General features: G+C 70.5%; 16 protein-coding genes. 10 read left to right on the plus strand and 6 right to left on the minus strand.

Annotation, left to right across the window (positions count from 1 at the left end; genetic code table 11):
- Nucleotides 1-13: 13 nt before the first annotated feature.
- Nucleotides 14-631 carry a TetR/AcrR family transcriptional regulator gene (locus tag BSE24067_RS11390; RefSeq protein WP_151065800.1) on the minus strand — a complete coding sequence of 206 codons (618 nt, stop codon included), beginning with the start codon at nt 629-631 and terminating at the stop codon, nt 14-16.
- Between the two features lie 78 nt (nt 632-709).
- Between BSE24067_RS11390 and BSE24067_RS11395 the strand changes: the two genes are divergently transcribed.
- Nucleotides 710-2170: an efflux transporter outer membrane subunit gene (locus tag BSE24067_RS11395; RefSeq protein WP_151065801.1), complete on the plus strand. Its 1461-nt coding sequence runs from the start codon at nt 710-712 to the stop codon at nt 2168-2170.
- Between the two features lie 315 nt (nt 2171-2485).
- Here BSE24067_RS11395 and BSE24067_RS11400 read toward each other — a convergent pair whose 3' ends face one another.
- From BSE24067_RS11400 to coxB, 4 genes are read right to left on the minus strand one after another with little or no spacing between them, the layout of a single operon-like run.
- Complete coding sequence (locus BSE24067_RS11400) at nt 2486-4048, minus strand: c-type cytochrome (RefSeq protein ID WP_174904753.1); 1563 nt, start codon at nt 4046-4048, stop codon at nt 2486-2488.
- Nucleotides 4039-4440, minus strand: coding sequence for a cytochrome C oxidase subunit I (locus tag BSE24067_RS11405; protein WP_151068782.1), 402 nt, complete (start codon nt 4438-4440; stop codon nt 4039-4041). Before BSE24067_RS11405 ends, BSE24067_RS11400 begins: the two co-directional genes overlap by 10 nt.
- On the minus strand, nt 4437-7076 hold the full coding sequence (gene ctaD / locus BSE24067_RS11410; protein WP_174904754.1) for a cytochrome c oxidase subunit I: 2640 nt from the start codon (nt 7074-7076) through the stop codon (nt 4437-4439). Before ctaD ends, BSE24067_RS11405 begins: the two co-directional genes overlap by 4 nt.
- A 13-nt stretch (nt 7077-7089) precedes the next feature.
- Complete coding sequence (gene coxB, locus BSE24067_RS11415) at nt 7090-8124, minus strand: cytochrome c oxidase subunit II (protein WP_244130566.1); 1035 nt, start codon at nt 8122-8124, stop codon at nt 7090-7092.
- 324 nt (nt 8125-8448) lie between these two features.
- On the opposite strand from coxB, the gene BSE24067_RS11420 reads away from it, so the two are divergent.
- Nucleotides 8449-9432: an SDR family oxidoreductase gene (locus BSE24067_RS11420; RefSeq protein ID WP_151068256.1), complete on the plus strand. Its 984-nt coding sequence runs from the start codon at nt 8449-8451 to the stop codon at nt 9430-9432.
- Nucleotides 9433-9437: 5 nt separating this feature from the next.
- Nucleotides 9438-11216, plus strand: a complete 1779-nt coding sequence (locus BSE24067_RS11425; RefSeq protein ID WP_151068255.1) for a glycoside hydrolase family 15 protein — start codon at nt 9438-9440, stop codon at nt 11214-11216.
- Between the two features lie 65 nt (nt 11217-11281).
- On the opposite strand, the gene BSE24067_RS11430 is transcribed toward BSE24067_RS11425, so the two are convergent.
- Nucleotides 11282-13108 (minus strand): thiamine pyrophosphate-requiring protein, encoded by a 1827-nt coding sequence (locus BSE24067_RS11430; protein WP_151068254.1) that lies wholly within the window; start codon nt 13106-13108, stop codon nt 11282-11284.
- A 171-nt stretch (nt 13109-13279) separates the two neighbouring features.
- Between BSE24067_RS11430 and BSE24067_RS11435 the strand changes: the two genes are divergently transcribed.
- The 7 genes from BSE24067_RS11435 to BSE24067_RS11465 all read left to right on the plus strand — a co-directional run bounded on the left by BSE24067_RS11435 (nt 13280) and on the right by BSE24067_RS11465 (nt 20006).
- Nucleotides 13280-14380 carry an enolase C-terminal domain-like protein gene (locus BSE24067_RS11435; protein WP_151068253.1) on the plus strand — a complete coding sequence of 367 codons (1101 nt, stop codon included), beginning with the start codon at nt 13280-13282 and terminating at the stop codon, nt 14378-14380.
- 55 nt (nt 14381-14435) lie between these two features.
- Nucleotides 14436-15287, plus strand: coding sequence for a hypothetical protein (locus BSE24067_RS11440; RefSeq protein WP_151068252.1), 852 nt, complete (start codon nt 14436-14438; stop codon nt 15285-15287).
- Nucleotides 15284-15943, plus strand: a complete 660-nt coding sequence (locus tag BSE24067_RS11445; protein ID WP_151068251.1) for a gluconate 2-dehydrogenase subunit 3 family protein — start codon at nt 15284-15286, stop codon at nt 15941-15943. The genes BSE24067_RS11440 and BSE24067_RS11445 overlap by 4 nt, the downstream gene beginning before the upstream one ends.
- On the plus strand, nt 15933-17612 hold the full coding sequence (locus BSE24067_RS11450; protein WP_151068250.1) for a GMC family oxidoreductase: 1680 nt from the start codon (nt 15933-15935) through the stop codon (nt 17610-17612). Before BSE24067_RS11445 ends, BSE24067_RS11450 begins: the two co-directional genes overlap by 11 nt.
- Before the next feature lie 77 nt (nt 17613-17689).
- The gene (gene copM, locus BSE24067_RS11455) at nt 17690-18082 is read left to right on the plus strand and encodes a CopM family metallochaperone (RefSeq protein WP_151068249.1); all 393 of its coding nucleotides are present in this window, start codon (nt 17690-17692) and stop codon (nt 18080-18082) included.
- Nucleotides 18083-18333: 251 nt separating this feature from the next.
- The gene (locus tag BSE24067_RS11460) at nt 18334-19074 is read left to right on the plus strand and encodes an FRG domain-containing protein (protein ID WP_151068248.1); all 741 of its coding nucleotides are present in this window, start codon (nt 18334-18336) and stop codon (nt 19072-19074) included.
- A 449-nt stretch (nt 19075-19523) separates the two neighbouring features.
- Nucleotides 19524-20006 (plus strand): BON domain-containing protein, encoded by a 483-nt coding sequence (locus tag BSE24067_RS11465; protein ID WP_174904756.1) that lies wholly within the window; start codon nt 19524-19526, stop codon nt 20004-20006.
- The last annotated feature ends 13 nt before the right edge of the window (nt 20007-20019 follow it).

The following is a 20019-nucleotide window of genomic DNA, read 5'->3' on the forward strand; positions in this document are numbered from 1 at the left end:
AAATGGGGCTGGTTCACGGCGCGAGGCTGCGCAGCACGAGGCTCGACAATTGGGCGGGCGCGGCGTCGGTCGTGTCGAGGTTGTACTGCAGCAGCAGCGGGTTCAGGTACGGCCGCATCACGAGGTAGATCGCCGTCGCGGCTTCGTCCAGCGGCGTCTTGCGCTCGAACTCGCCGCTTTGCCGGCCTTCCTGCAGCACGTCCTGCAGCAGCTGCTGCACGCGCGCCTCGTAGGCCTGCACCGACTGCCAGTTTTCAGTGGCGGCCGACGCGGCGATGTCGTACAGCTTGCGGTCGCGGAAGAACAGCCGCAGGCTTGCCTCCGTGGAGACCTTGAACATCCGCCGCAGCTTTTCGGTGGGCCGCTCGGCCTCGGCGACGGCCGCGCGCACGTCCGTCTCGATCTCGCGCAGGCAGTTCCCGCAGATCATCTCGCCGATCGCCTGTTTCGACTCGAAGAACTTGTAGATATAGGCCTTCGAGAAGCCGATCGCCTTCGCCAGGTCGGACACGGTCGTCTTTTCATAGCCGTACCGGCTGAAGTGCTCGGTGGCCGCGGCGACGATCTGATCCCGCACGTCGTGGTCGGCCGGGCCGCGCGCGGGGGCGTCGGAAGGAATGGTTTTTTTCATGAGCTGCAGCTAACAGGAATGGACAACGAGTGACCATTTGGTATTATAGTCACTACCGTGTTCTTGCTAAAAACCGTCATGCTACCCAAACCCATCGTTGCCGCGGTGCTTGCCGCGATCCTGTCGGCCGGGTGCGCCGTCGGCCCCGATTACGCGCGGCCGGACGTCGCGATGCCGCAGCGGTTCCAGGGCCAGAGCGCGGTCGATCAACGCCATGCGGCTGCGGAAGCCGACCTCGCGACATGGTGGGCCGGCTTCGGCGATCCGCAGATGACGCGCTTCATCACGCTGGCGCTCGCGCAAAACCTCGATCTCGCGCAGGCCGCGGCGCGGGTCCAGCAAGCGCGGGCAGGGCTCGGCGCGGCGAATGCAGCGCTGCTGCCGTCGGGCAGCGTGAGCGGGCAGGCGGCGCGGGCGTACCAGTCGGTCGAAACGCCGTTGGGGCGTGTGTTGAACGCGACGCCTGGCTTCGATCGCCACGGCAACGACTACGAGGCCGACTTCAATGCGAGCTGGGAGCTGGACCTGTTCGGCGGATTGCGCCGCGGCCGCGAAGCAGCACTTGCCGACTATCAGGCATCCGAAGCGGCGGCGGTCGCGACGCGGCTCGCCGTCGCCGCGCAGACCGCGGACACCTACATCACGATCCGCGGGCTGCAGGGCCGGTTGAAGGTCGCGCGGCATCAGGTGCAGACCGAGCAGGATCTGCTCTCGACCATCAATCTGCTGTATGGAAAGGGGCTCGCGGCGGAGCTGCAGGTCAGGCAGGCCGAAGGCGCGCTCGCGCAGGTGCGCGCGACGGTGCCGGTGCTCGAAGCGGCGCTCGACGCGGCGATGAACGCGCTCGACGTGATGCTCGGGGTGCAGCCCGGCACGCATCGTGCCGAACTGCTCGCCGACGGCGACGTGCCGGCGGCACCGCGGATCGCGGCGACGGGCACGCCCGGCGAACTGCTCGCGCGCAGGCCCGACCTGATCGTCGCCGAGCGGCGCGTGGCGGCGTCGAATGCGCGCATCGGCGTGGCGATTGCCGAGTATTACCCGAAGCTCTCGCTGAGCGGATTGCTCGGTAGCGCGACGACGATGGGCGCGGGCAATCTGTTCTCCGGAGGCGCGAACCAGGCTGCGGGCGTGCTCGGCCTGCGCTGGCGCCTGTTCGATTTCGGCCGGATCAACGCGCAGATCGCACAGGCGAAAGGGCAGGATGCCGAGATGCTCGCCGCGTACCGGCTCGCGGCACTGCACGCGACCGAGGACGTCGAAAATGCGTTCTCCGCGCTCGTCAAACGCGACGAACAGGCCGCCGTGCTCGCCGAAGGCGTCGCTTCGCTCGGCCGCGCGCGGGCCGCGTCGTTCGCGGCGTACCAGAAAGGCGTCGTCAGCCTGATCGAAGTGTTGCAGGCCGACGAAAGCCTGCTGCGCGCTTCCGACCAGCGCGTGCAGGCGCAAACCGAATCCGCGCGCGCGGCGGTGGCCGCGTTCAAGGCGCTTGGGGGCGGATGGCAGCCGCCGGCAACCGAGGCCGTTGCGAGCCGGTAACGGGCGCGCGGAATGACGTCGGCGCGCAGGCGGGCGAAACGGCCAGATGGAGAGATGCGGCGTCGATTTCGTCGAGTGTGCCGCGGGGGCCGAGCATTAGGCGCGGTGCAGACGTTCGTCGTCCGCGCACCCTCCGCGGGTCGCGATGTCGCGCTCGCGGGCCGGTACGAGGGTCTGCCGGTCGTTCGGCTCGTGGATTGCGGTCGAGCCGCGACGGTGTTGCCGATTCGAGCGTGCCGCGGACGGCACCGGGCATGCTCCATCGACGGCGCGCAGGGTATGCGCAGTTGATCCGGCAGTGCGCAGGCTACGCCGCTATCGATGAATCGCCGCGCGCAACCGGCGCACGTCCTGCTCCGACACCGGCGCGGCGCGATTGCCCCACGCGCCGCGCACATAGTTGACGACCGCGGCGATCTCGCTGCTCGTCAGTGCGCTACGCATCGCCGGCATGCGCTGCACTGGTCCCTGTGAACCCGGCGCGGGCCGCGCGCCTTCCACCACGATCCGGATCACGCTAGTCGGATCGGTTGACAGCACGGCTGAATTGCCGGCGAGCGGCGGCCCGTGATCGCGCACGCCGGTACCGTCCGCGCCGTGGCACCGTGCACAGAACCCTGCATACACGCCGGCCCCCGGCGCCTGCTGGCCGCCTTCCGGCCGCGGCCCGGCCGGCGTCAGACGCGCGACGCCGATGCCGAGCGGATTGGTCGCGGCAGTCGGTTGCGCGGGCAACGATTTCACGTAGACGGCGATTGCACGGCGGTCGGCCTCGGTCAGCAACGCAGTACTCTCGCCGACGACGGGCCCCATTGCGCCGAATACGGAGCCGCGCGCCGCATGGCCGCTGCGCAGGAAAGTGGCGACGTCGTCGACGCTCCAGCGGCCGAGGCCGTCCTGGTCCGCGCCGGTCAGGTTCGGCGCGAACCAGTGATCGTTGACCCCGCCGGTCAGGAACGCCGCGCCGTGCTCGTCGTAGCCGCGCTCGTTGTAGGCCGGCCCGCGCGGCGTATGGCACGCGCCGCAGTGGCCGAGCCCCTGCACCAGATACGCGCCGCGATTCCATTCCGCCGATCGCGACGGCTGCGGCACGAAGCGGTCGCGGTTCGCGAACGCGAGGTTCCACAGCCCGAGCGCCCAGCGCTGGTTGAACGGAAACGGCAGTTGCGTGAGCCGTGCCGCGTTCGCGGACGGCGCGACGCCGCGCATGAAGTACGCATAGAGCGCGCGCACGTCGTCGTCGGTCATGCGCGCGAACGACGGGTACGGCATCGCCGGATACAGGCGGCTGCCGTCCGCGCGCACGCCGCGCCGCACCGCGTCGTCGAATTCGCGCAGCGTGTAGTTGCCGATTCCGTGCGTGCGATCCGGCGTGATGTTCGGCGCGTAGATCGGCCCGAACGGCGAATTCACCGGCTGGCCTCCAGCGTACGGCGTATGATCGGCCGCGTCGTGACACGCCGAGCAATCGCCGGCGAGCGCGAGGTAGCGGCCGCGCGCGATGGTCGCGGCGTCGGCGCTTGCGGCGGCCGCGGCCACGATGGGCCGCCGCGCGGCCGCGGCGGACGACGCGCTCGGCGGCGCAGCCGCCGCCGACGCCGGCACTGCGGCACGCGATGCGGCGAGCCGCGGATCGCTGTTTATGCGGGCCGACATCGATGCACCGGCGTCGGCCGCCGACGCGCGAATCCGCACGAAGCGCCAGCCCGACGCGGGCTCAGGCGCTTCCGCCTGCGACGCGGCGTCCGGCGTATCGTCGGCCGACATCGCGCGATCGTCCTCATGCACGTCGCAGGCCGCAAGCGCGACGCACAGCGCGAGCGCGATGCCCGCGCGGCGACGCGTGATGGAAACCGCACCGGACCTGATCATCGCCATGGACTGCACGGCCCCACGAAAGCGGTGACGATCCCCGTGAACACGAGGCCGATCACGAAACCGAGCGCGGCGAGCATCCCGCAGCGCGCGAGGAACCGCGTGCTGTCGTCGCGCGTCGCGGCCTGCGCGTTCGCGCCATGCGAGCGTTGCCACGTGCGCACGAGCCATGCGGCGAACACGGCCGCCAGCGCGAACGTGGACGCGGCAATCAGCGCCAGCCATACGCCGACGTGCGCCCAGCGCGGCGCGGCCTGCGCGACGCCAAGCGGATAGCACGCGGTCGATGCGAGCGTCTCGGACGCGAGCATCTGCGCGAACCACAGCGCCGGCGCGCCGACCAGGCCGGCCGCGATCGCGAGCAACGGCGTCCACGCGCGTCGTGTGCCGCTCATCCCGCTCTCCTGAGCCAGTACGGCGACACGTACAGCGCGGTGAAGATGAACAGCCACACGATGTCGACGAAATGCCAGTAGAGCGCGCCGACGGTGAGCGCGACGCGCCGCTCGCGGCCGAAAAAACCGGCGGCGGTCCACCCGGCGAGCAACGCGAGGATCACGAGGCCGGCCGCCACGTGCGCGAGGTGAAAGCCGGTGATCGTGAAGTACAGGCTGCCGTACAGATGCGCGGTGGGCCGGTACGGATGGTCGCGCCACTCGTGCAGCTGCACGAGCGCGAACGCGGTGCCGAGCAGCAACGCGACGGCGAGCGCAGCCACCGCGTGCGGCCGCTTGCCGGCCCGCACCGCGCGCTCGGCGAGCCACACGAACACGCTGCTCGACAGCAGCACGACAGTGTTGCCCGCCGCGAGGCCGATCTTCGGCATTCCTTCGGGCGGCCACGGCGCGGCGGATTGCGACTGCAGGTAGAAGTAGCAGAACAGCAGGTAGCCGAACAGCCCGGCCTCGGTGACGATCAGCGTCAGCACGCCCCACCAGCCGCCCGCACGCTCGCCGCAACTGCCGACCGGCAGCGGCTCGATGCACGCGGCGGGCGCGGCCGACGGCACCGCGGCCGACGGCGGTTCGCCCGGATCCGGGCCGGCCGCGGCCCACGGCGCCTGCGTCGTGTCGCGGCCCGGCAGGTGCTCGCGCTGCCCCAGCGTGCGCCGCGGCCATAACCACGCGACGGTCGCGATCGCGCAGCCCGCGGTTGCCGCGCAGACGAGCGTCGGCGAGCGCGCGAGCATCGCCGCGAACACGGCGGTGGCGACGAGCGCGAGCACGAACGGCACGCAGCTGTCTTCGGGCATCTTCAGGATCGCGCTCGGCTTCGCGGCGAGCGGCGTGACCGCGAGCGCTTCGCGGCCGTCGGCGAGCCGGTAGCCGACCCGCAGGCTGGTGCGCTGCGGATCGTCGCGCGTTTCCCACATCGGGTGCCGCGAGGCGACGAGCGGCAGCACCGCGAAGTTGTACACGGGCGCGGGGGACGCGACCGACCATTCGAGGCCCGCCGCGCCCCATGGATTCTCGCCGGCGCGCGCGCCGCGCCGCGCGCTGACGAGCGCGTTGGCGACGAACATCACGATGCCGATCCCGAAGATGAACGAACCGACCGTGGTCAGCAGGTTCGACGTGTCCCAGCCCATCCCGGACGGGTACGTATAGATCCGGCGCGGCATCCCGAGCAGCCCGGAGATGTGCATCGGGAAGAAGCCGACGTTGAAGCCGGCGAGCACGACCCAGAACGTCAGCTTCCCGAACCGTTCGTTCATCATTCGCCCGGTGAACTTCGGGAACCAGTACGTGATGCCGCCGAGCACCGGAAACACGTTGATGCCGAGCAGCACGTAATGCAGGTGCGCGACGACGAAGTACGTGTCGGTCAGCTGCCAGTCGAGCGGCACCGCGGCGGTCATCACGCCGGACACGCCGCCGATCACGAACATCAGCACGAAGCCCGCGAAATACAGGAACGGCGTGCGGAACACCGGACGGCCGGTCCAGATCGTCGCGAGCCACGCGAACACCGCGACCGCGCTCGGAATCGAGATCAGCATGCTGGCCGCACCGAAGAACGCGAGCGCGAGCGGCGCGATGCCGGTCGCGAACATGTGGTGGACCCACACCTCGAAACCGATCAGCATCGTCGCGACCGTCGACACCGCGACGGCCTCGTACGCGACGAGCGGCCGCCGGCAGAAGGCCGGCAGCGCGTCCGACACGATCCCCATTGCGGGCAGCACGACCACGTACACCCACGGATGCGCGAACATCCAGAACAGGTGCTGCCACAGCAGCGGCCGGCCATCGTTCGCGACGTCGAAGAAATGCGTGCCGGCATTGCGGTCGAGCCACAGCAGCAGAAACGCGAGGCTGACGGATGGAACTGCGAGCAGGTTCGCAACCGACGCGGTCAGCGTGCCCCATACGATGATCGGCAGCCGGTCGATCGACATCCCGTGCGCGCGCATTCGCAACAGCGTGACGACGAAATTCGCGGCGCCGCCGGTCGTCGAGATGCCGAGCAGGATCATTCCGAGCGCGTAGATGTCGATGTTCGCGCCGGCGCTGTAGTCGAGCGACGTCAGCGGCACGTAGTTGAACCAGCCGCCGTCCGGCACCGCGCCGAGCGGAAAGCTCGCGTACAGGAACAGCCCGGCGAACAGGAACGCCCAGTACGAGAATGCGTTCAGCCGCGGAAATGCCATGTCGCGCGAGCCGAGCATCAGCGGCCACAGATAGTTGGCGAAGCCGGACAGCACCGGCAGCGCGTACAGGAAGATCATCGTGACGCCGTGCATCGTGAACAGCGAGTCGTATTGCGCGGGCGTAAGCACCGTCGCATTCGGCCGCGCGAGCTGGATGCGCATCACGAGCGCCTCGACGCCGCCGAGCAGCAGGAACGCGAACGCGGTGACGATGTAGCGCAGCCCGATGCGTTTGTGATCGACCGTGCCGAGCCAGCCGCGCCAGCCGGGCGCCGATTCCCACAGCTCGGCTAGTTCGCGCTCGTGCGCGGAGCCGGGCGGCGCTTCGCCGAGATCGGGCACGCGGCTGAGCGGCGTGGGCGTGTCGTGCGCAACGGCCATCGTGATCCTCCGTTCAGTGCAGCGTGGCGAGATACGCGGCGAGATCGTCGGCGTCGCGCGGCGCGAGCGCGAACGACGGCATCAGCGTCAGCGGCTTGATCTGCTGCGCATGCGCGATCCAGCGCCGCAGGTTGTCAGGCGTGTTGTCGAGCGTGCCGGCCGCGAGCAGCCGCCGCGCGCCGAGATGCGACAGGTCGGGGCCCGCGTCGCCGGCCGCATCGGTGCCGCGCACCGTGTGGCAGCCCGCGCAGCGCGCGGCGAATACGCGCCGGCCGCGCTGTTGCGGGCCGGCGGCCGGTGCCGGTGCCGGCTGCCGCTGCGCGGCGAGCCACGTGCGGAACGCGTCGGGCGGTTCGGCCACGACTTCGAACGCCATATGCGCATGCTGCGCACCGCAGTATTGCGAGCACTGTCCGCGATAGACGCCGGGGCGGTCGGCCTGCAGCCACTGATGATTGGTCTGGCCGGGGATCGTCTGCGTCTTGCCGGCCAGCTGCGGCACCCAGAACGCATGAATCACGTCGGCGCTCTTCAGGTCGATTGCAACCGGTTCGCCGACCGGGATGTGAATCTCGTTCGCGGTGACGAATGCGCGACCACCCGCGTCGTCCGGATAGCGGACCGACCACCACCAGTCGTGCGCGGTCACGACGATCGTCAGCGCGGGCGGGCGCGGCGGCGACGCGACCGCGCCGAGCACGCGCAGCATGTACACGAGCGCGCCGAACAGCAGCACGATCGAGATCGCGGTGCCGGTCATCACGAACGTCAGCCCGCTGCCGTGACCGCCGCCCGCCTGCGCGCGGCGGCGAAACAGCGCGATCAGCAGCAGCACGGCGATCGCGACGCACACGAACGTGCACAGCGCGAGCAGCGCCCAGCCGAGCACGATCACCGGCCGCGCGGCGGGGCCCGCGGCATGCGCGACGTACGCGAGCGGCAGCGGGCCGGCCGGCGCGGTTGATACGTCGGACGCCGCGGCAGCGCGGGCAACCGCCGGCGCGACGGTGCACGCGGCGGCGGCAGCAGCAGCAGCGCCGCGAACCATACGATGCGCTTTCACGAACGGCGGAACGAGCAACACGACTCCTTGCCGCATTCGACGGCATGACGACAAATCGTTCGTCGCGCAGCAAGTTTCGTGCGCGCGCGATGCGAGCACACACGGCCCCGGCGCCGCATCGGCGGGGTCCGGCGCGTTACAGCGCGCTTGTAAATTCGGCGGCCGTTCACGCCGCACGCGCGGATCGCGCCGTCCTCGCGCTGCACGGTACGTCGCTTGCTAGATCGAGCACGAGCGCGTTCCGGCACGAAGTTCCGCGGCCGCCTCGGCGGCGTGTCGGCGTTTATCGAGAAACGGGAGGAATCGACCGTGAAAACCGTCGCGATTACCGGCGCGAGTGCCGGTGTCGGTCGTGCGACCGCGCATGCGTTCGCGCGACGCGGGGCCAACGTCGCGCTGCTCGCCCGCGATCAGGGCGCGCTGGACGACACCGCGAGCGAAGTGCGCGCATATGGCGTCGAAGCGCTGCCGATCGCGGTCGACGTCAGCGACGCGGCCGCGCTGGATGCGGCCGCCGAACGTATCGAGAACGAACTCGGTCCGCTCGACGTGTGGGTCAACAATGCGATGGTGACGGTGTTCGCGCCGTTCGACGAGATTTCGCCGGAAGACTTTGCGCGCGTGACCGAGGTCACTTATCTGGGCTGCGTGTACGGCACGCGCGCCGCGCTCGCGCGGATGTCCGCGCGCAATCGCGGCACGATCGTGCAGGTCGGCTCCGCGCTCGCATACCGGTCGATTCCGCTACAGGCGCCGTACTGCGGCGCGAAGCATGCGATCCGCGGCTTCACCGACGCGCTGCGCTGCGAGCTGCTGCATGCGCACAGCCGCGTGCGCGTGACGATGGTGCAGTTGCCCGCGATCGACACGCCGCAGTTCGACTGGGCCGAATCCACGCTGCCGCACGAGCCGCGGCCGGTCGCACCCGTCTATGCGCCGGAAGTCGCGGCCGATGCGATCGTCGAGGCCGCACGCCATCCGGGCCGCGAGCGCTGGGTCGGCTGGTCGTCGCTGGCCGCGATCGTCGCGAACGCGCTCGCGCCAGCGTGCTTCGACCGCTATCTCGCTTATACGGCCGTGCGCGGCCAGCAACGCAAGACGCTCGCCGGTCCGCGCGAATCGAACCTGTGGCACACGGTCCCGGGTCGTCATGCGACACGCGGCGCGTTCGGTGCCGAAGCGCGCCGCACCGGCGTGGAGGCCGGGCTCGGCACGACGCGCGCGGTTGCATACGGCGCGATTGCCGCGATGCTCGCCGCCGCATGGATCGCTGCGCGCAGGCACGACCGGTGAGCGCGATGCGGATCGAGGACCACGCGCTGATCGGCGACGGCCGCAGTGCCGCGCTCGTCGCGCTCGACGGCAGCATCGACTGGCTGTGCTGGCCCGATTTCGATTCGCCGCCATGCTTCGCCGCGCTCGTCGGCACGCCGGACAACGGCTGCTTTCGCATCGCGCCGCACGAGCCGGGCGCACGCGCGACGCGCCGCTATCTGCCGGGCACCGCGATACTGGAAACGCGCTTCGAAACCGCGTCGGGCTGCATCGCGATCACCGACTGGATGAGCTGGAACGCGCCCGATCCGTGCCTGATCCGCAGCGTGAGCGGCGAGCGCGGCACGGTCGATATCGACGTCGATCTCGGCGTGCGCTTCGACTACGGCAGCGCGTTGCCCTGGTGCCGCCGCTTAGGCCGGCGCTGGCGGATGATGACGGGCGGCGACGCGATGTGGCTCGACACCGACGCGACACTCGACGCGCAATGCGACCGGCTCGTCGGCACGCACCGGGTCGCGGCCGGCGCGCGCGTCGATTTCTGCATCAGCTATGCGCGCTCGTTCGACCGCCCGCCGGCCGTGCCGGATGCGTATGCGTCGTTGCGCGACACGCAGGCGTTCTGGCGTGTCTGGTCGGATCGCAATGCCGCCGGCGGCCCGTATCGCGACGCGATCGAGCGCGCGCTGATCACGGTGAAGCTGTTGTCGAGCGTGCGCACCGGCGGGATCGTCGCCGCGCCGACGAGTTCGCTGCCCGAGCGCTTCGGCGGCAAGCGAAACTGGGATTACCGGTTCTGCTGGCTGCGCGACGCGAGCTTCACGCTGCGCGCGCTGGTGCGCTGCGGCTACCGCGACGAGGCCGCGCAGTGGCGCGACTGGCTGGTGCGCGCGATCGCCGATCATCCGTCGCAGTTGCAGGTGCTGTACGCGGCCGACGGCGGCCGGCGCGCGGCCGAGTGGCACGCGGAACACCTCGCCGGTTACGGGCGCGCGCAGCCCGTGCGCTTCGGCAATGCGGCGGCCAACCAATTGCAGCTCGACGTATACGGCGAGGTGCTCGGCGCGTTGTACCAGGCGCGCCGGCACGGGCTGCCGCCTGACGACGACGCGTGGATGCTCGAGCGGCGCCTGCTCGAACATCTCGCGACGATCTGGCGCGAGCCGGACGAAGGCATCTGGGAAGTGCGCAGCGGCCGGCACCCGTTCACGTCGTCGAAGGTGATGGTGTGGGCGGCCGTCGAAAGCGCGTACCGTTCCGCGCGGACGTTCGGCCATCATGCGCCGCTCGACGTGTGGCGGCGCTGGGCCGATGCGGTGCGCGCCGACGTGCTGGCGCGCGGCTATCACGCGAAACTGGGGCGCTTCGTCGACCGCTACGACGGCGACGGGCTCGACGTGAGCCTGCTGCTGATTCCGCTGACGGGGATGCTCGATGCGTCCGATCCGCGCGTCGCCGCGACGGTCGCCGCGATCGAGCGGGAACTGGTGGAAGACGGGCTGCCGTTCCGCTATCGGCCGCAGCGTTTCGTGGACGGCTGCGAGGGCGACGAGGGCGCGTTCGTCGCGGCCGGCTTTTGGCTCGTGCAGGTCTATCGGATGCAGGGCCGCGACGACGATGCGCACGCGCAGTTCGAGCGGCTGCTGCGGCTGCGTAACGACGTCGGGTTGCTGGCGGAGGAATACGACGTGAACGCGCAGCGCATGTGCGGGAATTTTCCGTTCACGCTCGCGCAGGTCGGGCTCGTGAACGCGGCGCTCGCGCTGCAGGGCGACGGGCGTGACGACGTCGATATCGGCTGACGCGGGAGCCCGCGCCGGCGACGAACGGCACGATCGTCGCACCGTCCCGCCGCCGCGCTCATTCGCTACGACTCCCCTTTGCCGCCCTTGCCGCCGTGTCCGCCATTGCCCGGCAGCACGGCCGACAGCACCTGCCGCGCGGTCTCGACGATCACGTTCGCTTCGCGCGCATCGCCCTTGAGCAGCGTTTCCGCGAAATGCTTTGCCTGCTGCAGCGTCACGTGCGGCGGCAGCGGCGGCACCTCCGGATCGCTCTTCACCTCGAGCACGACCGGCCGGTCCGACGCGAGCGCCTCGTCCCATGCGGCGCCGAGCTGTTCCGGATCGTCGACGTAGATGCCCTTCAACCCGAGCAGCGTCGCAAAGCGGGAGTACGGCACGTTCGGAATCCGCTGCGACGCGTCGAACTTCGGATCGCCTTCCATCACGCGCTGTTCCCACGTGACCTGGTTCAGATCCTCGTTGTTCAGCACCATGCAGATCCAGCGCGGATCGGGCCATTGCCGCCAGTACTTCGCGACGGTGATCAGTTCGGCCATGTTGTTCATCTGCATCGCGCCGTCGCCGACCATCGCGATCACCGGGCGCACCGGATACGCGAACTTCGCGGCGATCGCATAAGGCACCGCCGCGCCCATCGACGCGAGCCCGCCGGACAGCGAGCCCATCATCCCGCGCCGCATCATCAGGTCGCGCGCATACCAGTTCGCGCAGGATCCCGAATCGCTCGTCAGGATCACGTCGTCGGGCAGCCGTGGCGACAGCTCGGTGAACGCGCGCTGCGGATTCACGCCGCGCCCAGGGCTCGGCTTCGCGGCCGCACGCGCGGCCAGCGTCTCGTGCCAGTCGGCGTTCCATTTCGCGATCTGGTCGCGCCATGCGGTGTCGTTGCGTTCCTTCAACAGCGGCAGCAGCGCGCGCAGCGTCTCCGCGCTGTCGCCGACGAGATTCACCTCCATCGGATAGCGCAGGCTCAGCATGTCGGCCTTCAGGTCGATCTGGACGCCGCGCGCCTGGCCTTCCTTCGGCAGAAATTCCGAATACGGGAAGCCGGAGCCGACAACGAGCAGCGTGTCGCATTCGGTCATCAGCGCGTAGCTCGGCTTGGTGCCGAGCAGCCCGATCGAACCCGTCACCCATGGCAGATCGTCCGGCAGCGCGGCCTTGCCGAGCAGCGCCTTCGCGGCGCCCGCGCCGAGCCGGTCGGCGACCGCGATCACGTCGTCGGTCGCGTGCAGCGCGCCGGCGCCGATCAGCATCGCGACCTTCTTGCCGGCGTTGAGCACGTCGGCCGCGCGCTGCAGGTCTTCCGCGTACGGCACCACCTTCGGCGCCGTGTAGCCGACGCCGGAGTGCACGGTGCCGTGCGCGCGCTTCGGCGGCGCGTAGTCGAGCTCCTGCAGATCGTTCGGCAGCACCAGCGCAGTGACCGTGCGCGCGCCGAGCGCGGTGCGCACCGCCCGATCGACCAGATGGCGCACCTGGCCGGGCACCACCGCAAGCTGGACGAATGCGCCCGCAACGTCCTTGAACAGTGCCGGCAGATCGACTTCCTGCTGATAGTGGCCGCCGAGCGCTGCGCGCGCCTGCTGGCCGACGATCGCGAGCACCGGCATGTGGTCGAGCCGCGCGTCGTACATCCCGGTCACGAGGTGCGCGGCGCCGGGGCCCGACGTCGCGACGCACACGCCGAGCTCGCCTGTAAATTTTGCATGCGCGGACGCCATGAAGGCCGCCATCTCCTCGTGCCGCGCCTGGATGAATTCGATCTTGCCCTCGGCCCGGTTGAGTGCGCCGAAGAAGCCGTTGATACCGTCGCCCGGGTAGCCGTACACGCGGCGCACGCCCCAGTCGTACAGCCGTTCGACGATGAAATCCGCCACTGTCGCCATGCCGTTTCTCCTTGGTTCCGGATGAGCCGATGGGCCGCGCGCGAAGCGTCGCCGCACGCGGCGCTGCCCGGCGGCGCGCAAGCCGCGTGCCGTGCGGCGCGGCGCCAACGCGCCGGGCACGCGCGTTGCACGCCGACGTTGCAAGCAGATAGCAAGGAATCCGGAGCGACGATGGCACTTTCCGACGCACCGACGATCGACGACGTGCGCGCTCACGCGTACCGCGTGCCGACCGACCGGCCCGAAGCCGACGGCACGTATGCATGGCACGCGACGACGATCGTCGTCGTCGACATCGACGCGGGACCCGTCACGGGGATCGGGTACACGTACACCGACGCGAGCGCCGCGTTGCTCGTCGGGTCGATGCTGGCCGACGTGCTGCGCAACCGGCCGCTCGCCGACATTCCGGCCGCCATCGACGCGTTGTGGCGCGCCATGCGCAACGTCGGGCGCGCCGGCATCGCGGCGACGGCGATCTCCGCGCTCGACGCCGCGCTGTGGGACGCGAAGGCGAAGCTCGCCGGCGTGCCGCTCGCGATGCTGCTCGGCCGCATGCGCGAACGCGTGCCGGTATACGGCAGCGGCGGCTTCACGACCTACGACGATGCGACGCTCGCCGCGCAGCTCGACCGCTGGCGCGACGAACGCATTCGTGCATGCAAGATCAAGATCGACGCGCACGATGCGCGCGATCCGTCACGCGTGCGCGTGGCACGCGACGCGCTCGGCCCCGACGTCGAGCTGTTCGTCGACGCGAACGGCGCGTATGCGCCGCGCACCGCGCTCGCGTTCGCGGAGTCGGTCGCCGATTGCGCGATCCGCTGGTTCGAGGAGCCCGTCAGCAGCGACGACGTCGCAGGGTTGCGGTTCGTGCGCGAGCACGTCGGCGCGCGCATCGACGTCGCGGCCGGCGAATACGCGTATACACCCGACGATTTCCGGCGTCTGCTCGAAGGCGGCGCGGTCGACGTGCTGCAGGCCGACGCGACGCGCTGCGGCGGCGTCAGCGGGTTTCTCGCGGCGGCCGCGCTCGCGGATGCGCATCACGTCGACGTGTCCGCGCATTGCGCGCCCGCGCTGCACCGGCACGTCGGTTGCGTCGCGCCGCAGATGCGCCACGTCGAGTGGTTCCACGATCACGTGCGGATCGAGCAAATGATGTTCGACGGCGCACCCGCGCTCGTCGACGGCGCGCTCGAGATCGACGCGACGCGGCCGGGCCTTGGCCTCGAACTGCGCGCGGCCGACGTCGCCGAATTCGCAATTTGAACGCTTCCTGGCAGATTTCCGCGCCACGGAAAGTGATCACCGGCAAGGAGGACCGATGCGACATCTTCGACACCGCGCGGACGAGCACGATCCGTTGATGATCGATGCCGCGCGGCTGCTGAACCGCAGCGCGCTGCTGCTCGCCGGATCGGTGCTCGCCGATAGCGGTATCGAGCACTATCGCGGCACGTTCCACAACCGCGCGATGATCGCGCCGCTGGTGGCGTCGACGCTGTCGGTGCTCGCGAGCGTGCACGGCCATGCGGACGACACGCCGCAGCGCCACCGGCTGCGCGACGCGGTGCACGTCGCCGCGGCGGCGGTCGGTCTCGCCGGTTCCGCATTCCATCTGTACAACGTAACGAAGCGGCCGGGCCGCTTCAGCTGGCACAACCTGTTCTACGGGGCGCCGCTCGGCGCGCCGGTCGCGTTGCTGCTGTCGGGGTTGCTCGGCGCTACGGGCGAGCGGCTGCGCGCGCGACCGGCCGACGCGCCGCGCATTGCCGGCCTGCCCGCGGGCCGCGCGCTCGCCGGGCTGGTCGCAGCCGGCCTCGTCGGCACGCTCGGCGAAGTCGGGTTGCTGCATTTTCGCGGCGCATTCCAGCATCGCGCGATGTTCGCGCCGCTCATCGTGCCGCCGATCGCCGCACTGAGCGCCGCGCGGATCGCGATGTCCCGCCCGTGCGGCGACCGGCGCTTCAGCCGCTGGTGGATGCGCGCGACCGCCGTGCTCGGCTGCGTCGGTGTCGCGTTCCATGCGCGCGGGGTCGCGCGGCAGATGGGCGGCTGGCGCAACTGGTCGCAAAACGTGCTGTCGGGGCCGCCACTGCCGGCGCCGCCGAGCTTCACCGCGCTCGCGATCGCCGGCCTTGCCGCAACCGCGCTCGCCGAACGGGAGGGGCGATGAAGCAAGCGGACGACAAGCCGGTCGCGCTGCCGAGCTATGCCGGCTACGACGTGCTCGCGAAGCGCGACACGCCGTCGTGGAACGATGCGACCCGCCGTGCGATCGACGCCCGGCTGCGCGTCGCCGCGACCGCGCCGCGCCATTTCAGTGCCGAGCAGTACGCGACGCTGGGCGCGCTGTGCGAGCGTATCGTTCCGCAGCGGAACGGCGGCACCCGCACGGTCCCCACCGCCGCGCTGATCGACGCGCGGCTCGCGACCGACGAAGGCGACGGCTTTCGCGACGCGCGGCTGCCGCCGTTGCGCGTCGCGTGGGACACGGGCCTCGCCGCGCTCGACGCGATGGCGCGCCACACGCACGGCCGTCCGTTCGCGTCGCTCGACGCGAAGGACGCCGATGCGCTGCTGCGCGCGGTCCAGCACGGTGAAATCGGCCGCGGCGCCGAAGCCGCGTGGGCCGGCATGGACCCGCGCGCGTTCTTCTCGAAGCGTGTGCTGATGGACATCTGCGGCGCGTACTACAGCCACCCGTTCGCATGGAACGAGATCGGCTTCGGGGGCCCGGCGAGCCCGCGCGGCTACGTGAGGATGGATTTCAACCGGCGCGATCCATGGGAAGCCGAGGTGGACGCGGAGGGCGGTCGCGATGGGCGCTGACTCGCTGCACGCCGACCAGCCGCGCGGTCGCGACGGCCGCGCGCCCGATCCGTTGCGCGTCGGCGGCTGGTCGCCGATGCGGATGTTCCGCGACGACGAGCCGGTCGACTTCGTGATCGTCGGCACCGGCGCGGGCGGCGGCACGCTCGCGTGCCGGCTGGCCGAGCACGGATTCTCGGTCGTCGCGCTCGATGCGGGCGCATGGTGGCGGCCGCTCGAGGAGTTCGCGTCGGACGAATCGCACCAGCGCAAGCTGTTCTGGACGGACGAGCGGATCTGCGACGGCGCGAACCCGCTGACGCTGGGCACCAACAACAGCGGCCGCGCGATCGGCGGCAGCACCGTGCACTTCGCGATGGTGTCGCTGCGCTTTCGGCCCGAATGGTTCCGCTCGCGCACGCTGCTCGGCTACGGCGTCGACTGGCCGCTCGACTGGCGCGAGATGTGGCGCTACTACCGCGAGGTCGAGCAGGCGCTGAAGATCAGCGGGCCCGTCAGCTATCCGTGGGGGCCGCCGCGCCCGCGCTATCCGTATCGCGCGCATGAGCTGAACGCGGCCGCGCTCGTGCTCGCGCGCGGCGCCGACGCGCTCGGCATCGACTGGACGTCGACGCCGCTCGCGACGCTGTCCGCGCCGCGCGGCCGCGCGCATCCGTGCGTGTATCGCGGCTTCTGCGTCGCGGGCTGCGCGACGAACGCGAAGCAGAGCGCGCTCGTCACGTGGATCCCGCGCGCGGTCGCAGCCGGCGCCGAAGTGCGCGATCTGGCGATGGTGTTGCGGATCGAAGCCGAGGGCGATCGCGTGACGGGCGTCCACTACCGGCGCGACGGCCGCACGCGTTTTCAGCGCGCGCGCAACGTCGTCGTCGCCGGCTACGCGATCGAGACGCCGCGGTTGCTGCTGCTGTCCGCGAACGGGCGCCATCCGCAGGGGCTCGCGAACAGCTCGGGCCTCGTCGGCCGTTACATGATGGCGCAGCTGAACCAGGCATCGTGGGGGACGATGGACGACGAGGTGCGCTGGTACAAGGGGCCGCCGTCGCTGGCGATCACCGAGCACTGGAACTACGCGGACGAAGGCAAGGATTTCTTCGGCGGCTACTGCTGGATGAGCCAGGGGCCGCTGCCGATCGAATGGGCGCGCAAGGTTGCCGGGCGCGGGCTGTGGGGCGACGCGCTGAAGCGCGAGATGGCGCGCTACAACTTCCAGGCCGGTCTGAAGATCGTGGGCGAGACGCTGCCGCGCGAGAGCAACCGTGTGACGCTCGCGGACGAGCGCGACGCGTTTGGCCTGCCGGTCGCGCGCGTCACCTATTCGTACGACGACAACGACCGCCGGATGATGCGCCACGCGTTCGCGCAGATGGACCGTTCGCTTGAAGCCGCCGGCGCGCGCGACATCTGGCACGAGGAAGACGACACGTGCCATCTCGCGGGCACCGCCCGGATGGGCGACGACCCGGCGACGAGCGTCGTCGATGCCGACTGCCGCAGCTGGGACATCCCGAACCTGTGGGTGTGCGACGGCTCGGTGTTTCCGACCGTCGGCGGCGTGAACCCGTCGCTGACGATCCAGGCGATCGCGTGCCGCACGGCCGACCGCATCCGCGCGCTCGTCGCGCGAGGCGAAGCGCAGGCGCGCGCACGGTGGCGACGTTGGCCACGGTAGCGGTAGGCGCGGCGATTGCGCCGTGTGCCCAGTGTGCCGTGACGTGCACGCGCCGATCAACCACAAGGAGTTACGACATGCATGTTTTCACTCGTCTTCCCGCGCGCACGCCCCGGTATTGCGCCGCATGCGCACTGCTGGCCGCAGCCGTCATCGGAACGCCGGCCTGGGCGCAACTGCGGCCGCCCGATCCCGCGGCCGTTCCCGATTCGTCGACGCAGGCGTACAAGCGCGCCGATCGCAAGATGATGGACACGATGGAAGGGGCGCGCTATACCGGCGACGCCGATCGCGATTTCGTCGCGCACATGGCGCCGCATCATCAGGGAGCGATCGACATGGCGCAGGTCGAGCTGAAGTACGGCAAGGACCCGACGCTGCGCAAGCTCGCGACCCGCATCATCGCCGCGCAGCGCGACGAGATCGCGCTGATGGAGCGCTGGCAGAAGGAACACGGTGCGACGCCCTGAGCCGAACCATGCTTTTCGCGCCGCGGCGATTGCCGAGCGCCGATCGTCCGTCACCGCTGCGTGCCGATGCGGTATCGCACGTGCTCGATCGCGCGCATCTGCGGCGGAGGCAATGCCGTATGGAAATCGATGCAGGGCTGTTGTCGCGGTTCCCGTTCGTGTGCGGGGCGGGCTCGCGGCTTCGGGCCAAGGTGCGCGGCGCTATCGGCTACGAACGGATGTGACGGCGGTGAACCGGAGAGGCGGCAACGATGGGACGTGAACGCGGCGCAACGAACGAATCGATCGGCAGCATCGCCGACTACATGAGCGCGATCGGCGCGGCGAAGGGCGCGACGGCGGCGCGGCTGTTCCGCGGGCAATGCAACGCGGCTTGGCCGCTCGTGCCGAGCATCGCGCGGCAATGCGCATCGCCCGACATCGAAGCGCGGATGCTCGACGAATTCATGCGGCGCGCGCTGCCGCATCTCGACCCGGCGCCGAACCTCGACGCGTGCGATTGGCTCGCGCTCGCGCAGCAGCACGGGATGCGCACGCGGCTGCTCGACTGGTCGGGCAATGCGCTGGCCGCATTGTGGTTCGCGGTCAGGAGCGCGAACGGCACCGGCGGCGACGGCGCCGTTTGGTGCCTGTCGCACGATGCCGACGACATCGCGACGGCTGCCGAGCGGCGCGCGCCGCTGCAGGTCACGCGGACCAAGGTGTTCCGGCCGCGCCATGTGATGCCGAGGATCACCGCGCAGGACGGCTGGTTCACGATCCATCGCTACGATGCCGGCGCGCGGTGTTTCGCGCCGCTCGACGACGATCCGGATCTCGCCGGCCGGCTGACCCGCATCGTCGTGCCGGGCGAGCGCTTTCGCGCGATCCGGCGCGAACTGGCCGGTGTCGGCGTGAGCATCGGCACGATCTTTCCGGATCTCGACGGTATCGCGCAACTAACGGACATTCGATTTTTCCCCGACGACGAGGATACGCACGCGCCGCAGTGAGCGCGGCGGTTTTGGCTGGCGGGCTTGCATGGGGGTGGCGGTCGCGGTCCGCTGAGCGCGCGCGCGATGAGCAATGCATGCGACGCGGGAAGCGGCGGCGAGTACAGCGTTCCGCTCCGGCGGCCGGTCCCTCGCGCCATTACAGGGCCTCGATGCGGCCGGGCAGGCGATCCATGTCGGAAGTTCGGCGGGAGCGGTCCCGCAACCTGCCCGGCGCGTGTCGTTGCGAAGTCCGCGCGAACCGCGCGCTTTCTCCGTATAGCGTCCGCCCCGAGAATTTTTCAAGCACTTGTCATTTCGATTGCACGGTTGCCGCGCAACGTGCGCCGTCCTTCACCCGCGGTGCCGCATCCCCGTGCGGCGGCCGCCCGCCGGTGCGGAGGAGGAACGTCACGTGCTGCGCGTGACGACGAAGCCCGGCGGTTCCGGGTATCGACTACGGTGCTCCCATGACTTCCAGCAATCGTTCGACCAATCCGCTGCTGAATCTGGCGGTGGCCGTCGCGTGCGGCGCGGCGGCGATGTACTTCTTCGACCCGGCGTCGGGTAAGCGCCGGCGCGCTTACGTGCGCGACAAGGCGGCCGCCGGCCGGCACGGCGTGGCCGATTACGCGGCCACGCAGGCGAAACGCGCGGCCGACCATGCGCGGGGCGCGATCGCGGGACTGCGCGCCGACTGGCTCGCCGGCGACGCGAACGACGCGCAAGTCACCGAGCGCGTGCGCGCCGCGCTGGGCCATCTGGTTTCGCATCCGCGCGACGTCGACGTGACCGTCGAGCACGGTAACGTGCGCCTGAGCGGCCAGGTGGAAGAAACGGAACGGCATGCGGTCGTCGACGGCGTGGCCGCGCTGCACGGCGTGAAGGCGGTCGAAGACGCGATGGGTGCGCGCAGCGAGTACAAGGCGCCGCCCGGCGGCTCGATGCACTGACGGCGGCGCGCGG

The organism is Burkholderia latens (genome assembly GCF_902499045.1).
Taxonomy (GTDB): Bacteria; Pseudomonadota; Gammaproteobacteria; order Burkholderiales; family Burkholderiaceae; genus Burkholderia; species Burkholderia latens.